This is a genomic window from Micromonospora sp. SYSU B005, from assembly GCF_055362685.1.
The window spans coordinates 12,612-30,096 of the sequence record NZ_JAXCFU010000027.1 but is presented as its reverse complement, the minus strand read 5'-3'; the positions used below and the strand labels follow the sequence as shown (position 1 = coordinate 30,096).

Below are 17,485 nucleotides of genomic sequence, written 5' to 3'. Positions count from 1 at the left end.
TTCGTCCTGAGCCAGGATCAAACTCTCCAACAAAAATCTTTGTCGAACAGCATCCTGACAACAAAAGTGTTGCCAAAGGAATCCCAACCAGCCAGACAAAAGCCTGACCAGTCCGGGGTATAAAACAATTGGCACTGGCTTTACAAGCACCCTGTTGAGTTCTCAAAGAACAACCACACACCAACCAGAAGCCCCACACCGTGGAACCCCGACCGGGGCATTTCGTTCGCTCGCCCGCCGCTCGCGCGCCGGGCACTTCTACTACGTTACCCGGTGGTTTCTGCGGCGTCAAATCGGTGTCCACCGGTTTTTCGCGCATCACCCTTTTACCGGGCACCCCGATTCAACCGGCTTCCGCCGGTCGTTCCGAGGAATTCGGTAGGCCGGCCGCCCGCGGTTTCCCGCTGGCTCGTCCGTTTCCCTACCGGCCGACAACCTTACCCGGTCGGTTCCGCCTCGCCAAATCCGCCTCCCGGCGAATCCGGGGCACCACCCGGTTCTCAGGTCCTGCGCTCCGGCCTTCCAGGTCTTTCGCCCTGTTTCGTCCGTTCCGCGCTGGCAGAGAGAAAGTTACGCGCCCAGCGGAGTGATCGTCAAATCCGCTGGGCGCGTCCCGCGTCACACAGTCGACAGGCAGCTATCCGCGCAGCTCGACGCCCGCGAACGAGCGCTTGCCCCGGCGCAGTACGAGGTAGCGGCCGTGCAGCAGGTCGTCCGCCGACACGGTGGCGTCCACCTCGGAGATACGCGTGTTGTTGACGTACGCGCCGCCTTCGGCGATGACCCGCCGTGCCTCCTTCATGCTCGGCACCAGGCCCGACTCCTTGAGCAGGCCGGCCACGTCCGGCAGCTCGTCGAGGTGCACCAGGCCGGCCTCGGTCAGCGCGGCGCGCAGCGTCTCCGGGGCCAGCTCGTCGAGCGAGCCGCGCCCGAACAGCGCCTGGCTCGCGGCCACCGCCTGGGCCATCTCCCGCTCACCGTGCACCAGCGTGGTGAGCTCCTCGGCGAGCGCCCGCTGGGCCAGGCGCGCCTGCGGGCGTTCCGCTGTCGCCTTCTCCAGCTCCTCCAGCTCCTCACGGGAGCGGAAGCTGAAGTACCGCAGGTAGCGGCTGACGTCGCGGTCGTCGGCGTTGACCCAGAACTGGTAGAACGCGTACGGGCTGGTCATCTGCGGGTCGAGCCAGACCGTGCCGGTCTCGCTCTTGCCGAACTTGGTGCCGTCGGCCTTGGTCACCAGCGGCGTGGTGAACGCCTCCACCGGCCCGGCGCCGCGCCGCCGGATGTAGTCCACCCCGGCGGTGATGTTGCCCCACTGGTCGGAGCCGCCGTACTGGAGCCGGCAGCCGTGCCGGCGGTGCAGCTCGAAGTAGTCGTTCGCCTGGAGGAGCTGGTAGCTGAACTCGGTGTAGCTGATGCCCGTCTCCAGCCGCGCCTTGACCACCTCGCGGGCGAGCATCTTGTTCACCGGGAAGTGCTTGCCGACGTCCCGGAGGAACTCGACCACCGACATCTCGCCGGTCCAGTCCAGGTTGTTGACGAGTTGCGCCGCGTTCTCCCCGGTGTACGTGACGAACGGCGAGAGCTGCTCGCGGATGCGCTCGACCCAGCCGGCGATCACCTCGGGCGGGTTCAGCGTCCGCTCCGCGCTCTCCTTCGGGTCGCCGATCTGCCCGGTGGCGCCACCGACGAGCAGCAGCGGACGGTGCCCGGCCTGCTGGAGCCGGCGGGCCATGACAACCTGCATCAGGTTGCCGATGTGCAGGCTCGGCGCGGTGGGGTCGAAGCCCACGTAGAAGGTGGTGCTCCCGCCGTCGAGCAGCTCGCGCAGTTCGTCGAGGCCGGTCGAGTCCTGGATCAGGCCCCGCCACAGCAGGTCGTCGGTCAGGGAGTCCCGCCCCTGCGGGAGGTTGCTGTCGGTCACGGTCACCGATTCTCCCCCATCACCGGGCCCGGCCCGTACCGGGTTTGCCGAGGTACGGCCGACTAGGCTGGCGGCGCCGTCGAACGCGAGGAGGAACCGCGGTGGACATGCCGAACCTGACCGGTGGCTTCGTGGCCCTGCTGGGCCTGACGTTCGACGAGGTCAGCGGGGACCGGGTGGTGATCCGCTGGAAGGTGCGCCCGGAGCTGCACCAGCCGTACGGGATCCAGCACGGCGGCGTCTACTGCTCGGTGGTGGAGACGGCGGCGAGCATCGGCGGCGCGCTCTGGCTGGGCGACAAGGGCAACGTCGTCGGGGTGTCGAACCAGACCGACTTCCTGCGCGCGGTGCGCGACGGCGAGCTGACCGCTGTCGGCACGCCGGTGCACCGGGGCCGCAGCCAGCAGCTCTGGCTCGTGGAGATCACCGACGCCGACAGCCGGCTGGTGGCGCGCGGTCAGGTACGGCTACAGAACCTGACCGCCTCCTGACGCATTCGCCCAAAACCGGGCACTGACGCCGATATCGTCGCCTCGGTGAGATCGTCCGCTCCCGACCCGACGTGAGGAAGCTGTTCGCCGCCACACTCGGCGTGCTGTCGGCCGTCGGCGGCTTCGTCGACATCGGTGACCTGGTGGCGGCCAGTCAGGCCGGTGCGCTGTTCGGTATGGCCCACACCTGGGTGCTGCTGGTCGGCGTGGTCGGCATCTGCGCGTACGCGGAAATGGCCGGCCGGATCGCGGCGGTGAGCGGACGGGCGGTTTTCGACCTGGTCCGGGAGCGGCTCGGGCCGCGCGTGGCGCTGCTGAACCTGGTCGCGTCGTGGCTGGTCACTGTGGTCACGCTCGCCGCGGAGCTGGGCGGGGTGGCGCTGGCGCTGCAACTGGCGACCCGGCTGAGCCACCTGTTCTGGGTGCCGCTCGCCGCGCTGGCGGTCTGGCTGGTGCTGTGGCGGTTGCGGTTCGAGCTGATGGAACGGATCTTCGGCCTGGCCGGGCTGGCGCTGCTGGTGTTCGCGGTCGCGCTGGTGGCGCTGCCGACCGACTGGCCGCAACTCGGGCAGGGCGTGTGGCAGGTCAGCGCGTCCGGGCACGGCTGGCCGCTGTACTGGTTCGTGGCGGTGGCGTTGTTCGCCTCGACTGTGAGCCCGTACGAGGTGTTCTTCTTCTCCTCCGGCGGCGTCGAGGAGCGATGGGGCGCGGCGGACCTGGCGCGGGCCCGCTCGAACGTGCTGATCGGCTTCCCGGTGGGCGGGTTCCTGGCGTTGTCGCTGGTCGCCGTGGCGACGGTGGCCTACCACCCGTCGGAGGCGTCGCTCAGTACGCTCGACGAGGTGGCGCGGCCGGTGGCGACGGCGCTCGGCGGCGCCGGCCTGGCCGCCGCGGTGCTGGCGTTCTTCGCGGTGACGTTCGGGGCGGCGCTGGAGACGGGACTGTCGGCGGCGTACGCGGCGGCGCAGTACTTCGGGTGGCAGTGGGGCAAGCGGGTCCGCCCGCGGGAGGCGGCCCGGTTCCACAGCGTGCTGCTCGTCGGTCTGCTGCTCGGTGTGGTGATGCTGATGACGACGGTGGACCCGGTGCGGCTGACCGAGTACATGCTGGTGCTGAGCGCTGTGGTGCTGCCGCTGACGTACCTGCCGATCCTGGTGGTCGCCAACGACCGCGGGTACCTCGGCGACCGGGTCAACGGGCGGTGGATGAACCTGCTCGGCGCGGTGTTCCTGCTGCTCATCGTCGCGGCGTCGGTGGCGGCGATCCCACTGGCGATCATGACGGGGATGGGGCGATGAGGGTTCAGCTCGCCAAGCGGCTGCTCGACCGGCAGATCGTCGACGTGGACGGGCGGCTGGTCGGGCGGGTCGACGACATCGCGTTCGCCGTGGACGACGCGGGCTATCCGTACGTGGACTGCCTGCTCACCGGGCAGGGCGCGCTCGGGCAGCGGATCGGCGGGCGGGTCGGGCGGCTGCTGGTGGCGGTGGCGGACCGGTTCACCGACGACCCGCCGGTGCCGCCGTTGCGCGTACCGCTGTCGCAGGTCGCCCGGGTGGACAGCGCGGTGCGGTTGCGCTGCCCGGCGGTGGACCTGCCGCCGTCACCGGTGGAGGAGTGGCTGCGCCGGCACCTGATCGAGCGCATCCCGGGGTCCGGCCGTGCGAGCGGGTGAGCTGCTCGGCCGCACCGCGTACGACCTGCACGGACGGCGGCTGGGCCGGGTGGTGGACGTGGTGGTGCGCGGCGGGTGGCCGCCGGACCGGCTGCGGATCACCGACGTGATCGTCGCCGGGCACTGGTGGACCCGGGTGATCAGCCGGCTGATCGGCCCGGAGCTGCACCCGTCGGGGCCGTGGCTGCTGCGGGTGGTGGCCCGGCTGGTCGGGCGGAGCACCCGTCAGCTGCCCGCCGACGCGGTGCAGCTGCTTCCGCCGGTGCCGGGTTTCCCGTTCGGCCCGCCCGCCGGGCACCGCTGAGCCGGGCACCGGGAGACCCGGTGCCGGTCAGCGGCGGGCGTCGTCGAGTTCGGGGGCGTCGGCCGGGTCGGCCGCGTCGTCGTCCGGGCTGCCGGTCGCCGCGTCGTCGTCCGCCGAGTGCTCGCCGCGGCGGTGGCGGCGCACGTGCACCTCGGTGATGGCCCGCTGGTCGACGCCGGCCACGGACAGCTCCCAGCCGTCCACGGTGACCTGCTCCCCCGCCACCGTCGGGATGTGCCCGAGGCAGATCAGCACCAGCCCGGCGACTGTGGTGTAGTCGCCGGCCGGCCGGTTCGGCAGCTCCACGCCGAGGTCGGTCAGGTCGTGCACCGGGAACGTGCCGGGCAGCACCAGCGTGCCGTCGGCCTCGGTGCGCACGGCGCGCAGGTCCCGGTCGGTCTCGTCGTAGATCTCGCCGACGATCTCCTCAAGGATGTCCTCCAGCGTCACGATCCCGTCGACCGCGCCGCGCTCGTCGACAACGAGCGCGATGTGCTGGCGCTCGGCCTTGAACTGGCGCAGCGCGTCGACCACGGGCAGCGAGTCGGGCAGCAGCATCGGCGGGCGGGCGATCTCGTCGACCGGCCGGTCGTCGGAGACGCCGACCAGGTCCCGCAGGTGGATCACGCCCACCGCCTCGTCCAGGCCGCCGTGGCGGACCACCGGCGCCCGGGAGTGGCCGGTCGCCGCCAGGACGAGCCGCGCGGCCTCCGCGGTGGTGCCGCTGTCGAGCGTGAAGACCTGCAACCGGGGTACGAGCACCGCCCGCAACTGCCGGTCGGCGATCTCCACCGCGCCGGCGATGATCGTGCGCTGTTCCTTGGTGAAGCCGTGGTTGCCGGCCACGATGTCGCGCAGTTCGTCCGGGCCGATCTCGTCCGGCTCGGCCTTCGGGTCCAGACCGAACAGGCGTACCACCAGGTCGGTGGTGGCGCCCAGCAGCCAGACGGCGGGCCGGGTGATGCTGGACAGCACGTCCAGCGGGCGGGCCACCAGCAGCGCCCACCGCTCGGCCGACTGCATGGCGATCCGCTTCGGGGCCAGCTCACCGAAGACGAGCGTGACGAATGTGAGCACCAGCGTGACAGCGACGATGGCGACGGTCTCGGCGGCGTTGCCGAAGACGCCCAGCAGCGGGACGAGCGGCCGGGCCAGGGACACCGCGGCGGCGGCGGAGGCCAGGAACCCGGCGAGCGTGATGCCGATCTGGATCGTGGCCAGGAACCGGTTCGGGTCCTTCGCGAGACGGGCGAGGGTCCGTCCGCCGCGGCTGCTGCGCTCCAGCCGCTGCACCTGGCTGTCGCGCAGGGACACCAATGCCATCTCGCTGCCGGCGAACACCGCGTTGAGGATCACCAGCACACCGACCAGGGCAAGCTGGCTCCAGTAGCTCTGCACGACCGGTTATCTCCCTCGGCCCGATCCGGGTCGGCCGATGGCCGACTCGCCGGCCGGTAGATCCGGTCGGCGTGGCCCTCTGTTGCCCCGCGGGCCCGCGCCTGAATCCTGTGCGATCACTGAGCGTCGGGCGGCGGTGCCCGCTTTCACCCGTGCGTGGCGGGGACCGGCAGGTCGAGCACGTACGCGCCGCCCTCGGGGCGGAACCCGAGCCGGTGGTAGTAGGGGGCGATCATGCCGGGCGGGCTGACCACCCGGCGGAAACCCCGGTCGGTGAACAGCCGGCTGCGCCGGTAGACGAACTCCCCCGGGGTGAAGTCGCGGAACGGCGGGGTCACGTAGTCCAGGTCGACCTGGGCCACGCCGCCCGGTTCGGCGTGCGAGAGCATCACGCCGACCACCTCGTCGGCGCGTACCACCAGGAACGCCGAGCGGTCGGCGGCGGCCGGGTCCCAGTGGAAGCCGGGGTTGAACCGGGCGATGTCGGCGGCGTGCACCCGCAGCGTGTGCGCCAGGAAGGCGTCGCCGGTGCCCACCTCGACCACCTGGTAGGTCTGCTCGTCGTGCCGGGTGGCCAGCAGTTTGCGCAGGTACCACACGTTGATCACGGCGAGCACCACGTTCAGCCCGACCATCGGCCAGACCTGCACCGCGGTGTTGTAGCCGATCAGGATGAGGCAGCCGACCAGGTTGAGCGCGCGCAGCCGCAGGATCCGGGTCTGCAGCAGGGACCAGACCAGCAGCGCGGAGCCGGCCCAGCCGACGAGTTCCAGCCAGTTCACCCGGGGAGACTAGCGGTCTGCCTGGTCAGACCCCTCGGCGGGCAGCTCCAGCACGTACTCCTCGACCTCGGTGCCGCGCGACGGGGCGTACCCGGAGTCCTCGCCGACCACGACGAAGCCGCACTTGCGCAGCACCGCGAGCGAGGCGGCGTTGTCCTTCGCGGCGCGGGCGTGCAGTGGCCGGTGCGGCACCTCGCGCAGCAGCGCGCGCAGCGCGGCGGTGGCGTGGCCGCGCCCCCAGTGCGCCGCGTCGATCCAGTAGCTGACCTCGGTCTGCTCGCCGACCGGGAACGCGGCGACCCGCCCGACCAGCCGGCCGTCGACGGTGACGGCGCGGTTGACGATCCGCTCGTCGGCGCGGATGCGCGCCCAGTGCGCGTCGAACGCGGCCCGGTCGGACGGGTCCTTCGGGCCGAACGCGGCCATCCAGTTCGCCTGCGGGTCCTGCTCGTGGGCGAAGAAGGCGGGCAGGTCGTCGTCGCGCACCGGGCGGAGCAGCACCTCGTTCGTCACGGCCGGAACGATACGGGCACCCACCGACACTCTCGGGACCTCCGGCCCGGTGTGTGTCCCGTCCGGCCCTGCCGCGCCGCCGTCCGTCCCGGCTACCAAGGAGGTGGAACGACGCAGTCGAGGAGGCCGGACCATGTCGAAGTACGTCTACGACTTCATCGAGGGTGACCGCAGCCGGGCCGACCTGCTCGGCGGCAAGGGCGCGAACCTCGCCGAGATGACCCGGCTCGGGTTGCCGGTGCCGCCCGGGTTCACCGTGACCACCGACGCGTGCCGGGCGTACCTGGCCACCGGCGCGCCGCCGGACGGCCTGTACGAGGAGATCAACGCGCATCTGCGGGAGGTGGAGGCGCGGCTGGACCGGTGGCTGGGCGACCCGAGTGACCCGCTGCTGCTGGCGGTCCGCTCCGGCGGGCGGTACTCGATGCCGGGGATGATGGAGACGATCCTCGACATTGGGCTCAACGACACCACGGTGGCCGGGCTGGCCGCCCGCACCGGTGACGAGCGGTTCGCCTGGGACTCGTACCGGCGGCTGATCCAGATGTTCGGCCGGACCGTGCACGGCATCCCGGCCGACGAGTTCGAGCACGAGCTGGCCGCGCTGCGCGCCACCGCCGGGCCGGACGGGCCGGGCGCCGGGCAGTTGCGCGACCTGGTCGAGACGTACAAGAAGATCTTCGTCCGGCACGTCGGGCACGACTTCCCGCAGGCCCCGCACGAGCAGCTGTTCCTGGCCGTGCGCGCGGTGTTCGAGTCCTGGCACTCGGAGCGGGCCCGGATCTACCGGCGGCAGGAGCGCATCCCGGACGACCTGGGCACCGCCGTCAACGTGATGGCGATGGTGTTCGGCAACCTCGGCCCGGACTCCGGCACCGGTGTGGCGTTCACCCGCGACCCGGCCACCGGCGCCCCCGGCGTGTACGGCGACTACCTGACCGACGCGCAGGGTGAGGACGTGGTGGCGGGCATCCGCAACACGGTGCCGCTGACCGAGCTGGAGCGGCTGGACCCGGCGAGCTTCCACCGGCTGCGGGAGATCATGGCGACGCTGGAGCGGCACTACCGCGACCTGTGCGACGTCGAGTTCACCATCGAGCGCGGCCGGCTGTGGATGCTGCAGACCCGGGTCGGCAAGCGCACCGCGGCGGCGGCGTTCGTGATCGCCGCGCAGCTGGCCGAGGAGGGCCTGATCACCGCGGACGAGGCGCTCACCCGGGTCAGCGGGGCGCAGCTCGCCCAGCTGATGTTCCCGGCCTTCGACGCCGCCGGCGCGCCCGAGCCGCTCGCGGTCGGCGTCGGCGCCTCGCCCGGCGCCGCGGTCGGGCGGGTGGTGTTCGACTCGGCCGCCGCGGCGGCGGCCGACGGACCGGTGATCCTGGTCCGCCCGGAGACCAACCCGGACGACCTGCCCGGCATGATCGCCGCGACCGGGGTGCTCACCTCGCGCGGCGGGAAGACCTCACACGCGGCGGTGGTGGCCCGGGGCATGGGCCGGACCTGCGTGTGCGGGGCCGAGGCGCTGGGCATCGACGTCGAGCGCGGCGAGTTCACCGTCGGCGAGCAGGTGGTGCGCGCCGGCGACGTGATCTCGATCGACGGCACCAGCGGGCGGATCTGGCTCGGCGAGGTGCCGGTGCAGCCGTCGCCGGTGGCCCGCTACCTGACCGGTGAGCTGCGGCCGGAGGCGGACCCGCTGGTCGCCGCCGTGCACCGGCTGCTCGGGCACGCCGACGCGGTGCGCACGCTCGGCGTCCGCGCCAACGCGGACACGCCCGACGACGCCCGCCGGGCCCGTGAACTCGGCGCCGCCGGGATCGGGCTGTGCCGCACCGAGCACATGTTCCTCGGCGAGCGCCGGGAACTGGTCGAGCGGCTGATCCTGGCCGAGGGCCCGGCCGAGGTCGGCGCGGCGCTGGACGAGCTGCTGCCGTTGCAGCGGGCCGACTTCCTCGGGCTGCTCACCGCGATGGACGGGCTGCCGGTCACCGTCCGGCTCCTCGACCCGCCGCTGCACGAGTTCCTGCCTCCGCTCGCCGAGCTGACCGCCCGGGTGGCGGGCGCGCAGGCACGCGGCGAGGAACCGGGCCACGACGGCGTGCTGCTGGCGGCGGTGCGCCGGATGCACGAGACGAACCCGATGCTGGGGCTGCGCGGCGTACGGCTCGGACTGGTGGTGCCGGGCCTGTTCGCGATGCAGGTGCGGGCGCTGGCCGAGGCGGCCGCGCAGCGGGTCCGGGCCGGCGGTGACCCACGCCCGGAGATCATGGTGCCGCTTGTCGGTGACGTGCGGGAACTCGTCGCGGTGGCGGACGAGGCTCGGCGGGTGCTGGCCGAGGTGCCTGATGCACCGGCCATCCCGGTCGGCACCATGATCGAGACGCCCCGGGCGGCGCTGACCGCCGGGGACATCGCCGCCGAGGCGCACTTCTTCTCCTTCGGCACCAACGACCTGACGCAGATGACCTGGGCGTTCTCCCGGGACGACGTGGAGGGGGCGTTCTTCTCCACGTACCTGGAGCGGGGGATCTTCCCGGTGTCGCCGTTCGAGAGCATCGACGCCACCGGCGTGGGCCGGCTGGTCCGCCTCGCCGTCGCCGAGGGGCGGGCGGCCCGGCCGGACCTGACCGTCGGCGTCTGCGGTGAGCACGGTGGCGACCCGGAGTCGATCGGGTTCTTCGCCGACGCCGGGCTCGACTACGTCTCCTGCTCGCCGTACCGGGTGCCGGTGGCGCGGCTGGCCGCCGGCCGGGCCGCTGTCGAGGCCCGCACCGAGAAGTCCGACTCCCGCTAGGAGGGCAGCACCATGACCGCCATCTTCAACCCGACCGGACCGGCTGTCACGCCGCTCCCCCGGCCCGCGCCGCCACCGGCCGCGACGCCGGTCCCCACCCCGGCCGCGACGCCGACTGGGCCGGTCGGCCCGGTGCTGGAACTGCCCGGGGACGCCGCGCTGGTGCCGGTGAACCGCGACGGCCGCCCGGTCGGCGTGTTCGTCGCGGCCGGCGGCCGGGTCCGCTACCGGCGTGTGGTCGAACCCGACCAGTTGGTCGCCGCCGCCACCGGCGCGTTCGCGGTCGCCGCGCTCACCGCCGCCGTGGCGGTCTGGTCGCGGCGCCGCCCGCCGTCGGTCGGCGCCGTCACCATGGGGCCGGGCGGATGGGTCAGCCTGCGCGGCGTGCCGGCGCCGCGGCTGCGCCCGGACCACAGGCCCTGGTGGGCGCGCCTGCTGCGGGCCCGCCGCCTGGTCGTCGACCGCTGAGCACCCCAGGGGTACGGCCGCCGGTACGTCACCGGCGGCCGTACCGCCGTTCCCCGGGCCGCACGGGAGGGGCCGTTGGTCCCGGGTCACCGCGGTCCTGCGCCCCTGCCGGGACGCTCCCGGACGGACGACGCTGAGGGGGAGAACGAGAGAAGGAGGCCCCCGATGCGCGCCAGTGTCGTCACCGCGTTCGACCGTCCGATGGAGATCACCGAGCGTCCCGTGCCGGAGGTCGGCCCGGGCGAGATCCTGGTCCGCATCGAAGCCAGCGGACTCTGCCACACCGACATCCACGCCGCCCGCGGCGAGTGGCCGGTGAAGCCCACCCCGCCGTTCGTCCCCGGACACGAGGGCGTCGGCCTGGTCGAGCGGGTCGGCCCCGGCGTCACCGAGCACGCCGTCGGCGACCGCGTCGCGCTGCCCTGGCTCGGCTGGGCCTGCGGCACCTGCGCGTACTGCGTGACCGGCTGGGAGACGCTGTGCGAGTCGCAGCGCAACACCGGCTACAGCATCGACGGCGCGCACGCCGAGTACGCGGTGGCCTCGGCCCGCTACGCGGTACGCGTGCCCGACGCCGTGGACCCGTTCGAGGCCGCGCCGCTGACCTGCGCGGGCGTCACCACGTACAAGGCCGTCAAGGTCGCCGGGGTGCGGCCGGGCGAGCGGGTCGCGATCTTCGGCATCGGCGGCCTGGGTCACCTCGCCCAGCAGTACGCGCAGATCTTCGGCGCCGAGACGGTGGCGGTGGACGTGACCGCCGAGAAGCTGGAACTGGCCACCTCGCTGGGGGTCGCGCACACCGTCGACGCCGCCACCACCGACCCGGTCGAGCGGATCACCGCGCTGGGCGGCGTGGACGTGGCGATCGTGCTCGCGGCCAGCCCTCGGGTGATCGAGCAGGCCCACCGCTCGCTGCGGCGCGGCGGCCGGCTGGTGCTGGTGTCCCTGCCCGCCGACAACGCGATCACCCTGCCCGTCTTCGAGACGGTGCTCAAGGGCATCACGGTGCTCGGCTCGATCGTCGGCACCCGCGCCGACCTGGCCGAGGTCTTCGCGCTGCACGCCGCCGGCCGTACCCGGGTCGTCTACGAGACCCGCAAGCTGGACGACATCAACGACGCGGTGGACGACGTCCTCGCCGGCCGGGTCGCCGCCCGGCTCGTGCTCCAGCCCTGACCCCCGCCCCGGTCCCCGCACCCCACGGGGACCGGGCCACCGCCGACGCCCGGAGAGGGACCGACATGACCGCCACCGAACCCCTGGCCCCCTGGCGCGGATTCCACGCCGGAGCGTGGCAGGAGACGATCGACGTGGCCGACTTCGTCCGCCACAACCACGAGCCGTACACCGGGGACGCGTCGTTCCTCGCCGGGCCGACGCCGCGCACGCTCGCCGTGTGGGACCGGCTGCGGGAGATGTTCGGCGAGGAGCGGCGGCGCGGCGTGTACGACGTCGACGCGGCCACCCCGTCGACGATCACCTCGCACGCACCCGGGTACATCGACCGGGAGCGGGAGCTGATCGTCGGGTTGCAGACCGACGCGCCGCTGCGGCGGGCGATCATGCCGGCCGGCGGGCTGCGGATGGTGGAGACGGCGCTGCGGGCGTACGGGCGCGAACCGGACCCGCGCGTGCACGAGATCTTCACCCGGTACCGCCGCACGCACAACGACGCGGTCTTCGACGCGTACCCGGAGAACGTGCTGGCCGCGCGGCGCTCGCACGTCATCACCGGGCTGCCCGACGCGTACGGGCGCGGGCGGATCATCGGCGACTACCGCCGGGTGGCGCTGTACGGCGTGGACCGGCTGGTCGAGGAGCGCCGCGCGCTCAAGGCGGCGCTGGACGAGCGGCGCAGCACCGACGACGTGATCCGCGACCGGGAGGAACTGGCCGAGCAGATCCGCGCGCTCGGTGAGCTGCGGGAGATGGCCGCCTCGTACGGCTTCGACATCTCCCGCCCGGCCGCCACCGGCGCGCAGGCGATCCAGTGGCTCTACTTCGCCTACCTGGCGGCCACGAAGGAGCAGAACGGCGCCGCGATGTCGCTCGGGCGCACCGCCGGGTTCGTCGACGCGTACCTGCGGCGGGACATCGCCGAGGGGCGGCTGGACGAGAGCGGCGCGCAGGAGCTGATCGACGATTTCGTGATCAAGCTGCGGATCATCCGCTTCCTGCGCACCCCCGAGTACGACCAGCTGTTCTCCGGCGACCCGACCTGGGTCACCGAGTCGCTCGGCGGGATGGGGGCGGACGGACGGCCGCTGGTCACCCGCACCGCGTTCCGCTACCTCCAGACGCTCTACAACCTCGGCCCGGCGCCGGAGCCGAACCTGACGGTGCTCTGGTCGCCGCGGCTGCCCGAGGGGTTCAAGCGGTTCTGCGCCCAGGTGTCGCTGGACACCAGCGCCATCCAGTACGAGAACGACGAGCTGATCCGCCCGGCGTTCGACGACGACACCGCTATCGCCTGCTGCGTGTCGGCCATGCGGGTCGGCCGGGACATGCAGTTCTTCGGCGCCCGGGCGAACCTGGCGAAGGCGCTGCTGTACGCGATCAACGGCGGCCGGGACGAGCTGACCGGCACGCAGGTGGCCCCGCCGGCCGCGCCGGTGGGCGGCGAGACGCTCGACTACGACGAGGTGCTGGCCGCGTACGACCGGACGCTGGACTGGCTCGCCGAGACGTACGTGGACGCGCTGAACGTGATCCACCACCAGCACGACAGGTACGCGTACGAGCGGCTGGAGATGGCGCTGCACGACCACCCGGTGCGCCGGTTCATGGCCACCGGCATCGCCGGCCTGTCGGTCGCCGTGGACAGCCTGGCGGCCATCCGGTACGGCCGGGTGAAGGTGCTGCGCGACGCCACCGGCCTGGCCGTCGACTTCGCCGTCGAGGGCGAGTTCCCGACCTACGGCAACGACGACGACCGGGCCGACGAGATCGCGGTGTGGCTGGTCGAGACGTTCGCGGAGAAGCTGCGCCGGCAGCGCACGTACCGTGACGCGGAGCTGACCATGTCGGTGCTCACCATCACCTCGAACGTGGTGTACGGCAAGCACACCGGCAACACGCCGGACGGCCGGCGCGCCGGTGAGCCGTTCGCGCCCGGGGCGAACCCGATGAACGGGCGGGACACGCACGGCCTGGTCGCCTCGGCGCTGTCGGTGGCGAAGCTGCCGTACGACGCGGCCCGCGACGGCATCTCGCTGACCGGCACCGTCACGCCGGACGGCCTGGGCCACACCCGCGACGAGCGGATCACGAACCTGGCCGGGGTGCTCGACGGCTACGCCGACGCCGGCGGGTTCCACCTCAACGTCAACGTGCTGGACCGGGCCACGCTGCTGGACGCGATGGCGCACCCGGAGCGGTACCCGCAGCTCACCGTCCGGGTCTCCGGGTACGCGGTGAACTTCGTCCGGCTCACGCCGGAACAGCAGCGCGACGTGGTGTCGCGGACCTTCCACGGGTCGCTGTGACCGGCCGCCCGCCCGCGCCGCCGGAGGTGACTCCGGCGGCGCCGGGTGCCGTCACCGGCGCGGTGCACTCGTGGGACACCTCGGTCGGGGTGGACGGGCCGGGCACCCGGTTCGTCGTGTTCCTGGCGGGCTGCCCGCTGCGCTGCCGCTACTGCCACAGCCCCGACACCTGGTACGGCCGCAGCGGCCGCCGCCGCACGGTGGACGAGATGGTCACGCTCGCCACCCGCTACCGCCGGTTCATCCAGGTGGCGGGCGGCGGCGTCACTGTGAGCGGCGGGGAGCCGCTGCTGCAACCGGCGTTCACTCGGGAACTGCTGCGCCGCTGCCACGACGACCTCGGCCTGCACACCGCGCTGGACACGTCCGGCTTCCTCGGCGTCCGCGCCGACGACGCGCTGCTGGACGCCACCGACCTGGTGCTGCTCGACGTCAAGGCGGGTAACCCGCAGACGTACCGCCGGGTCACCGGCACCGGCCGGCTCGCGCCGACGCTGCGCTTCGCGCAACGGCTGGCCGACCGGGGTACGCCGATCTGGATCCGGTACGTGCTGGTGCCCGGCCTGACCGACGCGGTCGACGAGGTGGAGCGGGTGGCCGACGTGGCCGCCGGGCTGGCCACCGTGCAGCGCGTCGAGGTGCTGCCGTTCCACCGGCTCGGCGCCCACAAGTACGCCGAGCTGGGCCTGACGTTCCCGCTGGCGGACACCGAGCCGCCGGATGCCGACCTGCTGACCCGGGTACGGGGCCAGTTCGCCGCCCGCGGTCTCACCGTCACCTGACCGGCCCGCCGTCACGCCACTAGGATCGGGGCATGTCTCGTCTGCTCCCGATCGTCCGTGTCCGCCCGGTGGCCGCGACCGGGGCGCAGGCCACCGGTGCCGGTGCGACGGGCGCGCGGGCGCTGGGCGCGACCGCGATCGGCGCACTGGCCTTCGGCGCGATCGCGCTCGGCGCCGTGGCGGTGGGCTCACTCGTGGTCGGCCGGCTGGCAGTGCGCCGCGCGGTGATCCGCGAGCTGCGCATCGGCCGGCTCGAGGTGGACGAGCTGGTCGTCCGCGACCGCTGAGCCCTAGCTGGCCGCCGCCGTCGGGTAGCCGTACAGGTCGAGCAGCCGGACCCGGGACGCCTGGAGCCGGTCCACCACCACGCTCATGAACCGGGTGGTGAGCTGACGGCCGAGCGTGTCGTCGGACTCCATCAGCCGGCGTACCCCGTCGGCGTCGAGTTCCACGGCGGTGCTGCGCTGGGTGGCGACCGCGCCGAACTGCCAGCGGTACGGCGGGAACAGCCAGGACCAGCCGAGCACCCCGCCCGGCCCGATCGTCTCGATGCCCACGTCACCGCGGCCCGGCACCGGGAAGTCCAGCGCCACCTGGCCGCCGCGGACCAGCCAGAACCGGTCGGCCGGCTGGCCGGCGCGGAACAGCCGGTGCCCGGGATGCCAGACCACCGGACGGGCGTAACCGGTGAGCCGGGGCAGCCACTCGTCGGGCAGCCCGGCCAGGAAAGGGTGGACGCGGAGCATCTCCAGCGGGGTCATCGCGCCTCCAGGGTCGACAGGAGGGGAGCACTGGCTTCCATTCCACCCCGCCACCGCCCCGGCCGGTAGGGGCCGATGGTCCCGGCCGTGCCGGGCGGATCGACTCTGCCCAGGTGGGAGCTGTCGGCGCAGGCTGAGGGGGAACCGAAGGAGGACGTGATGACCGACAGAACCGGTGCCCCCGTCGTGGTGGGCGTGGACGGCTCCCCGTCCGCGCTGGACGCGGTACGGCTGGCCGCACGCGAGGCGGTGCTGCGGCACCGGCCGCTGCGGGTGGTGAACGCCTTCCTGTGGCCGCTGGTCGGCACGCCGCTGGGCATGGTCGCCCCGGTGCTGCCCGACATCGAGCTGCGCCAGGAGGCCGAGAAGCTGGTCGAGGAGGCGGTGGACGAGGCCCGCAAGGTCGACGCGGAGCTGGCGGTGACCGGTGCGGTCGTCGACGGCGGGCCGGTGGCGGTGCTGCTGCGGGAGAGCCGCGACGCCGCGCTGCTCGTGCTGGGTCACCGGGGACTGGGGGGCTTCGCCGAACTGCTCGTCGGCTCCGCCGCGGTGCAGCTCTCCGCCCGCGCCGACTGCCCGGTGCTCGTGGCCCGGGGTGAGGCCCGCGCCGACGGCCCGGTGGTGGTCGGCGTGGACGGCTCCGCGCTGTCGGACGAGGCGGTCGGGTTCGCGTTCGCCGAGGCCGCTGCGCGCGGCGCCGAACTGGTCGTGGTGCACACCTGGCTGTACCCGCAGCCGGTGACCTACCGGGAGGCGTTCGGCGACGTCGTGCCACTGGCGTACGACCCGCAGGAGCTGCGCGCCGACGAGCAGCGGGTGCTGGCCGAGGCGATCGCCGGCTGGTCCGAGCGCTACCCGGAGGTCACGGTACGGCCGAAGCTGGTCGCCGCCGCCACCCCGTCCCGGGTGCTCGTCGAGGAGTCCGTCGGCGCGCAGCTGACGGTGGTCGGCGCGCACGGGCGCGGTAGCCTCGGTGCGCTGCTGCTCGGCTCGGTCAGCCACGCCGTGCTGCACCACTGCCACAGCCCGCTCGCCGTCGTCCGGCACCGGGGCGACCGGACCCACTGAGCCGGTTCCCCGGCCCGGGCGGGGCCGGTACCGCCACAATGGCCTGAGCCGACCGGAGGGAAAGCACCAGATGAACCGACCCGTCGTGGCGGGAGTGGACGGATCGCCGTCCAGCCTGGCCGCCGCCGACCTGGCCGCCGCGACCGCCGTCGCCCGTTCCCGGCCGCTGCTGCTCGTGCACGGCTACCTGCACCCGATGGGCTACGGCGTGCCGCTCAACCCGTACGACCTGGGGGTGCCGGCGCCCACCGCGGAGTCGGAAAAGATGCTGGAGTCGGTCGCCGCCGACCTGGCCGAGCGGCACCCGGGCCTGCGGGTGCAGGTGCGCCAGGTCGCCGGCGGCCCCGGCGCCACGATGGTCGAGGAGTCCCGCCGCGCCGAGCTGGTCGTGGTGGGCAGCCGGGGCGTGGGCGGCTTCGCCGGCCTGCTGCTCGGCTCGGTCAGCGGGCAGCTCGCGCAGCACGGGCACTGCCCGGTGCTGATCGTCCGCCCGGAGGAGCAGCCGATCCCGGTGGACGGTCCGGTGCTGGTCGGCGTGGACGGTTCCGACTCGGCCGCGTACGCGATCGAGCTGGCCGCGGACGAGGCCGCCCGGCGCGACGCGGAGCTGGTGCTGATGCACGTGCGGTCGCCGGAACGGGGCGCGGTGGCGCCGGAGGTCGCGGCGGAGGCGTCCACCGCCGAGCGGGCCGAGGCGGCGGGGCTGCTGGTGGAGGCCGCGGACCGGGTCCGGGCCGCGCACCCGGGCCTGCGTGTGACGGAGCGGGCTGTGACCGCCGCCTCGCCGGAGACCGCGCTCGTGGAGGCCAGCGGCGAGGCGTCGCTCGTGGTGGTCGGTTCCCGGGGCCGGGGCGGCTTCGCCGGGCTGCTGCTCGGCTCGGTCAGCCAGGCGCTGGTCCAGCACTCCCACTGCCCGGTGCTCGTCGCTCACCGGCCCGAGCCGGCCGACGACTGACGCGCCGCGGGGCTAGCCGGTCCGCTCCGGTCCGGTGAGCCGCTCGGTCAGAGGGATGTCCTGCAAGCGTTATGGCTGAGAGGCATGT

General features: G+C 73.4%; 17 protein-coding genes. 12 read left to right on the top strand and 5 right to left on the bottom strand.

Annotated features, from left to right (window positions below):
- Window positions 1–637: 637 nt before the first annotated feature.
- Window positions 638–1,921 (bottom strand): tyrosine--tRNA ligase, encoded by a 1,284-nt coding sequence (gene tyrS / locus SM452_RS29605; protein WP_262015738.1) that lies wholly within the window; start codon window positions 1,919–1,921, stop codon window positions 638–640.
- Window positions 1,922–2,028: 107 nt separating this feature from the next.
- Here tyrS and SM452_RS29600 point away from each other — a divergent pair, with 107 nt between their 5' ends.
- The 4 genes from SM452_RS29600 to SM452_RS29585 all read left to right on the top strand — a co-directional run bounded on the left by SM452_RS29600 (window position 2,029) and on the right by SM452_RS29585 (window position 4,391).
- Window positions 2,029–2,412, top strand: coding sequence for a PaaI family thioesterase (locus SM452_RS29600; RefSeq protein WP_262015739.1), 384 nt, complete (start codon window positions 2,029–2,031; stop codon window positions 2,410–2,412).
- Window positions 2,413–2,483: 71 nt separating this feature from the next.
- On the top strand, window positions 2,484–3,710 hold the full coding sequence (locus tag SM452_RS29595) for an NRAMP family divalent metal transporter (RefSeq protein WP_262015682.1): 1,227 nt from the start codon (window positions 2,484–2,486) through the stop codon (window positions 3,708–3,710).
- Entirely contained in the window at window positions 3,707–4,087 is a 381-nt protein-coding gene (locus tag SM452_RS29590; protein ID WP_463841152.1) for a hypothetical protein, read from the top strand. The genes SM452_RS29595 and SM452_RS29590 overlap by 4 nt, the downstream gene beginning before the upstream one ends.
- Window positions 4,074–4,391 carry a PRC-barrel domain containing protein gene (locus tag SM452_RS29585; RefSeq protein WP_262015684.1) on the top strand — a complete coding sequence of 106 codons (318 nt, stop codon included), beginning with the start codon at window positions 4,074–4,076 and terminating at the stop codon, window positions 4,389–4,391. The genes SM452_RS29590 and SM452_RS29585 overlap by 14 nt, the downstream gene beginning before the upstream one ends.
- Window positions 4,392–4,418: 27 nt before the next feature.
- Here the strand turns inward: SM452_RS29585 and SM452_RS29580 are convergent, their stop codons facing one another.
- The 3 genes from SM452_RS29580 to SM452_RS29570 all read right to left on the bottom strand — a co-directional run bounded on the left by SM452_RS29580 (window position 4,419) and on the right by SM452_RS29570 (window position 7,084).
- Window positions 4,419–5,789 carry a hemolysin family protein gene (locus SM452_RS29580; protein ID WP_262015685.1) on the bottom strand — a complete coding sequence of 457 codons (1,371 nt, stop codon included), beginning with the start codon at window positions 5,787–5,789 and terminating at the stop codon, window positions 4,419–4,421.
- Between the two features lie 146 nt (window positions 5,790–5,935).
- A complete protein-coding gene (locus tag SM452_RS29575; RefSeq protein ID WP_194802827.1) occupies window positions 5,936–6,571 on the bottom strand; it encodes a hypothetical protein in 636 nt (211 codons plus the stop codon).
- 9 nt (window positions 6,572–6,580) lie between these two features.
- Window positions 6,581–7,084 carry a GNAT family N-acetyltransferase gene (locus SM452_RS29570; protein WP_135239467.1) on the bottom strand — a complete coding sequence of 168 codons (504 nt, stop codon included), beginning with the start codon at window positions 7,082–7,084 and terminating at the stop codon, window positions 6,581–6,583.
- Window positions 7,085–7,217: 133 nt separating this feature from the next.
- Between SM452_RS29570 and ppdK the strand changes: the two genes are divergently transcribed.
- The 6 genes from ppdK to SM452_RS29540 all read left to right on the top strand — a co-directional run bounded on the left by ppdK (window position 7,218) and on the right by SM452_RS29540 (window position 14,900).
- On the top strand, window positions 7,218–9,878 hold the full coding sequence (gene ppdK / locus SM452_RS29565) for a pyruvate, phosphate dikinase (protein ID WP_463841151.1): 2,661 nt from the start codon (window positions 7,218–7,220) through the stop codon (window positions 9,876–9,878).
- Between the two features lie 12 nt (window positions 9,879–9,890).
- Complete coding sequence (locus SM452_RS29560) at window positions 9,891–10,346, top strand: hypothetical protein (RefSeq protein WP_262015687.1); 456 nt, start codon at window positions 9,891–9,893, stop codon at window positions 10,344–10,346.
- A 165-nt stretch (window positions 10,347–10,511) separates the two neighbouring features.
- The gene (locus tag SM452_RS29555) at window positions 10,512–11,522 is read left to right on the top strand and encodes a zinc-dependent alcohol dehydrogenase (RefSeq protein WP_463841150.1); all 1,011 of its coding nucleotides are present in this window, start codon (window positions 10,512–10,514) and stop codon (window positions 11,520–11,522) included.
- A 65-nt stretch (window positions 11,523–11,587) separates the two neighbouring features.
- Window positions 11,588–13,831 carry a formate C-acetyltransferase gene (gene pflB, locus SM452_RS29550; protein ID WP_463841149.1) on the top strand — a complete coding sequence of 748 codons (2,244 nt, stop codon included), beginning with the start codon at window positions 11,588–11,590 and terminating at the stop codon, window positions 13,829–13,831.
- Window positions 13,828–14,613, top strand: a complete 786-nt coding sequence (gene pflA / locus SM452_RS29545) for a pyruvate formate-lyase-activating protein (RefSeq protein ID WP_262015690.1) — start codon at window positions 13,828–13,830, stop codon at window positions 14,611–14,613. The genes pflB and pflA overlap by 4 nt, the downstream gene beginning before the upstream one ends.
- A gap of 32 nt (window positions 14,614–14,645) precedes the next feature.
- A complete protein-coding gene (locus SM452_RS29540; RefSeq protein ID WP_463841148.1) occupies window positions 14,646–14,900 on the top strand; it encodes a hypothetical protein in 255 nt (84 codons plus the stop codon).
- A 3-nt stretch (window positions 14,901–14,903) separates the two neighbouring features.
- Here the strand turns inward: SM452_RS29540 and SM452_RS29535 are convergent, their stop codons facing one another.
- Window positions 14,904–15,374, bottom strand: a complete 471-nt coding sequence (locus SM452_RS29535; protein WP_013285560.1) for a cyclic nucleotide-binding domain-containing protein — start codon at window positions 15,372–15,374, stop codon at window positions 14,904–14,906.
- Window positions 15,375–15,533: 159 nt separating this feature from the next.
- Between SM452_RS29535 and SM452_RS29530 the strand changes: the two genes are divergently transcribed.
- Entirely contained in the window at window positions 15,534–16,442 is a 909-nt protein-coding gene (locus SM452_RS29530) for a universal stress protein (protein WP_262015692.1), read from the top strand.
- A gap of 70 nt (window positions 16,443–16,512) precedes the next feature.
- On the top strand, window positions 16,513–17,397 hold the full coding sequence (locus SM452_RS29525; protein WP_262015693.1) for a universal stress protein: 885 nt from the start codon (window positions 16,513–16,515) through the stop codon (window positions 17,395–17,397).
- Window positions 17,398–17,485: the final 88 nt, after the last annotated feature.

What these genes read in the sequence shown, in the direction of transcription:
- SM452_RS29535 (WP_013285560.1), bottom strand. Translation starts at nt 15,374, where the DNA reads ATGACCCCGCTGGAGATGCTCCGCGTCCACCCTTTCCTGGCCGGGCTG.
- SM452_RS29590 (WP_463841152.1), top strand. Translation starts at nt 3,707, where the DNA reads ATGAGGGTTCAGCTCGCCAAGCGGCTGCTCGACCGGCAGATCGTCGAC.
- SM452_RS29560 (WP_262015687.1), top strand. Translation starts at nt 9,891, where the DNA reads ATGACCGCCATCTTCAACCCGACCGGACCGGCTGTCACGCCGCTCCCC.
- SM452_RS29540 (WP_463841148.1), top strand. Translation starts at nt 14,646, where the DNA reads ATGTCTCGTCTGCTCCCGATCGTCCGTGTCCGCCCGGTGGCCGCGACC.
- SM452_RS29530 (WP_262015692.1), top strand. Translation starts at nt 15,534, where the DNA reads ATGACCGACAGAACCGGTGCCCCCGTCGTGGTGGGCGTGGACGGCTCC.
- SM452_RS29600 (WP_262015739.1), top strand. Translation starts at nt 2,029, where the DNA reads ATGCCGAACCTGACCGGTGGCTTCGTGGCCCTGCTGGGCCTGACGTTC.
- pflB (WP_463841149.1), top strand. Translation starts at nt 11,588, where the DNA reads ATGACCGCCACCGAACCCCTGGCCCCCTGGCGCGGATTCCACGCCGGA.
- SM452_RS29525 (WP_262015693.1), top strand. Translation starts at nt 16,513, where the DNA reads ATGAACCGACCCGTCGTGGCGGGAGTGGACGGATCGCCGTCCAGCCTG.
- SM452_RS29555 (WP_463841150.1), top strand. Translation starts at nt 10,512, where the DNA reads ATGCGCGCCAGTGTCGTCACCGCGTTCGACCGTCCGATGGAGATCACC.
- ppdK (WP_463841151.1), top strand. Translation starts at nt 7,218, where the DNA reads ATGTCGAAGTACGTCTACGACTTCATCGAGGGTGACCGCAGCCGGGCC.